Origin of the sequence: Delftia sp. ZNC0008 (assembly GCF_000799035.1) — a bacterium.
Lineage (GTDB): Bacteria > Pseudomonadota > Gammaproteobacteria > Burkholderiales > Burkholderiaceae_C > Comamonas > Comamonas tsuruhatensis.
In genome coordinates this window covers 1-3,022 of record NZ_JTKZ01000650.1, presented here as the reverse complement: position 1 = coordinate 3,022, position 3,022 = coordinate 1, and the positions used below count along the sequence as shown (strand labels likewise).

The 3,022-nt window shown below is 69.0% G+C and carries 3 protein-coding genes; all 3 read left to right on the top strand.

Going from position 1 to position 3,022, the window contains the following annotated elements:
- The first annotated feature begins 10 nt into the window (after positions 1–10).
- Complete coding sequence (locus L995_RS21135; protein WP_016446746.1) at positions 11–1,027, top strand: AraC family transcriptional regulator; 1,017 nt, start codon at positions 11–13, stop codon at positions 1,025–1,027.
- A gap of 69 nt (positions 1,028–1,096) precedes the next feature.
- Positions 1,097–2,629 (top strand): protein adenylyltransferase SelO, encoded by a 1,533-nt coding sequence (locus tag L995_RS21130; RefSeq protein WP_047473495.1) that lies wholly within the window; start codon positions 1,097–1,099, stop codon positions 2,627–2,629.
- On the top strand, positions 2,626–3,022 hold a 397-nt coding region (gene msrB / locus L995_RS21125; protein ID WP_047473493.1), incomplete at its 3' end, for a peptide-methionine (R)-S-oxide reductase MsrB. The genes L995_RS21130 and msrB, both read left to right, overlap by 4 nt.

The following is a 3,022-nucleotide window of genomic DNA, read 5'->3' as shown; positions in this document are numbered from 1 at the left end:
CCGCGTGGCCATGACAACGCAGCGCAGCAGCTCCGCCGCATGGGTGCGGGGCATCCTGGACATGATGGCCGCCGAGGGGCTGGCCGTGGAAAGGCTGAGTGAGGAGGCCAACATCGACCTTGCCGCACTGCAGCATTCGCAGACCCGCATCGATGTGGACCGCGTGAGCCGGCTGTGGGAGCTGGCCGTGGCGCAGTCGGCCAATCCCACGCTGGGCCTGGACCGGCAGCTGGCCGCGCGCCACGGCAACATCGACCTGGTGGGCTACTCGCTGGCTTCGAGCCCGCACCTGCTGGCGGGCTTTCGTGACCTGGAGCGCCACATGGCCGTGATCTCGGACGCCACCGCCTTCACGCTGGAGCGCGATGCGCGCGGCCACTGGCTGTCCATACACCACATCGGCGCCACGCGCGCCGTGCCACGCCAGCGCGTGGAGTTCGCCGTGCTCACGCTGCTGGTGCTGTGCAGCTGGCTGACGCGGCGCGATGTCCAGCCGCTGGCCGTGGAATTCATGGCCCAGGCGCCCTTGCCCCTGCATGAGGCCCGCTACCGACAGGCCTTCGGCCTGCTGCCGCGCTTTGGCGAGCGCGCCAACCGCTTCCTGCTGTCGCAAGACGACCTGCTCGCGCCCATCCCGACGCACAACCCCGAACTGCTGGCCCTGCACGAAAAACTGGTCGAGTCCGAGCTGGACCAGCTGGGCCAGGCCGGCGTGGGCGCCCGCGTGCGCCATGAGATTGCGCGCCTGCTGCCCCAGGGCGAGCCGCGCCGCGAGGAAGTGGCCGCAGTGCTGGGCCTGACCGACCGTACCTTGCAGCGCCGCCTGCAGGCCGAGAGCACCAGCTACCAGCAATTGCTGGATGACACCCGCCGCGAGCTGGCCCGGCAGTACCTGGGCGAGCCGCGCCACAGCCTGGCCGAGGTGGCCGACCTGCTGGGCTTCGTGGACCAGAGCAACCTCTTTCGCGCCTGCCGCCGATGGTTCGGCATGCCGCCGGGCCAGTACCGGCAGCAACTGCGTGCGTGAATGCATGCGGTGAATGCGCGCATGAACCTTGCGTCCCACGGGGCATAGGCGCTGGGGGACAATTCCCGCATGAACCTGCACGCTGCCGCCGAAGGCCGGGCTCCGGCGACCTCCCCGCGCCTTCCCATCTCCTGGCAGGATGGCTTCGCCGCCCTGGGCCCCGACTTCTTCACCCATCTGCGCCCCACGCCGCTGCCCGAGCCGCACTGGATCGCCACCAGCACCGGCACTGCCGAGCTGCTGGGCCTGGACCCGCAATGGCTGGCCTGCGATGAGGCCCTGCAGGCGCTCACCGGCAATACCGTGCTGCCCGGCAGCCATCCGCTGGCCAGCGTCTACAGCGGCCACCAGTTCGGTGTCTGGGCCGGCCAGCTCGGCGACGGCCGTGCCATCTTGCTGGGCGAGACCGCCTCGGGCCAGGAAATCCAGCTCAAGGGCGCGGGCCGCACGCCCTACTCGCGCATGGGCGACGGACGCGCCGTGCTGCGTTCGTCCATCCGTGAATTCCTGTGCAGCGAAGCCATGCACGCCCTGGGCATTCCCACCACGCGCGCGCTGAGCGTGACCGGATCGCCCGCCCCCATTCGCCGCGAAGAGATCGAGACCGCCGCCGTGGTGGCGCGCGTGGCGCCCAGCTTCATACGCTTTGGCCACTTCGAGCACTTTGCGGCGCGCGACCAGATGGCGCCGCTGCGCCAGCTGGCCGACTACGTGATCGACCGCTACTACCCCGAATGCCGCACGGCCGAGGCACTGGCCGGCAACGCCTACGCCAACTTCCTGCAGGCCGTGAGCGAGCGCACGGCGCGGCTGCTGGCGCACTGGCAGGCGGTGGGCTTTTGCCATGGCGTGATGAACACGGACAACATGAGCATCCTGGGCCTGACCATCGACTACGGTCCCTTCCAGTTCCTCGACGCCTTCGACCCCGGCCATATCTGCAACCACAGCGACACCCAGGGCCGCTACGCCTTCAACCGCCAGCCCCAGGTCGCGTACTGGAACCTGTACTGCCTGGGCCAGGCCCTGCTGCCGCTGATCGGCGAAGAGGAGCTGACCATTGCGGCGCTGGAGTCGTACAAGCAGGTGTTTCCGCAGGCCTATGGCTCTCTCATGCTGCGCAAGCTGGGCCTGCCCGAAGATGCTCCCGGCACGCCGCCTGCCGAGGCGCGCTTTGCCGCCCTGGTGAACCCGCTGCTGCAGCTCATGGCCGACAACGCCGTGGACTACACCATCTTCTTCAGCCGCCTGACCGATGCCGTGGCCACAGCCGGCGGCACCGAGCCCGACCTGGAGCCCGTGCGCGACCTGGTGCTGGACCGGCCCGCCTTCGACGCCTGGGCGGCAGGCTACGTACGGCAGCTTGCGACCGTGGATGGCACGGCAGCGGCCGCGCTGATGCAAGAATCGAATCCGCGCTTCGTGCTGCGCAACCACCTGGGAGAAATCACCATCCGCGCAGCCAAGCAGGGCGACTTCACCGCGGTGCGCCAGCTGCTGGCCGTGCTGCAGACCCCGTTCGCACCCCACGCCGAGCATGCCGAATGGGCAGGCTTCCCGCCCGACTGGGCTTCCTCCATCGAGATCAGCTGTTCATCATGAGCTTTCCCATCCACAAGACCGAGCAGGAATGGCAGGCCGAGCTGCAGGCCAAGGGCGCCGAGCCCGCCGCCTTCCAGGTGACGCGCCACGCGGCCACCGAGCGCCCCTTCACAGGCCGCTATGAGCAGTTCTGGGCCGATGGCAGCTACCACTGCATCTGCTGCGGCGCCAAGCTTTTCGACTCCGATACCAAGTTCGACGCCGGCTGCGGCTGGCCCAGCTTCGACCGCGCCATCCCAGGCGCCATCACCGAAATCGTGGACCGCAGCCATGGCATGGTGCGCACCGAGACTGTCTGCAGCCAGTGCGGTGCCCACCTCGGCCATGTATTCCCCGATGGTCCCTCCGACACAGGGCTGCGCTACTGCATGAATTCCGCGTCGCTGGACGCGG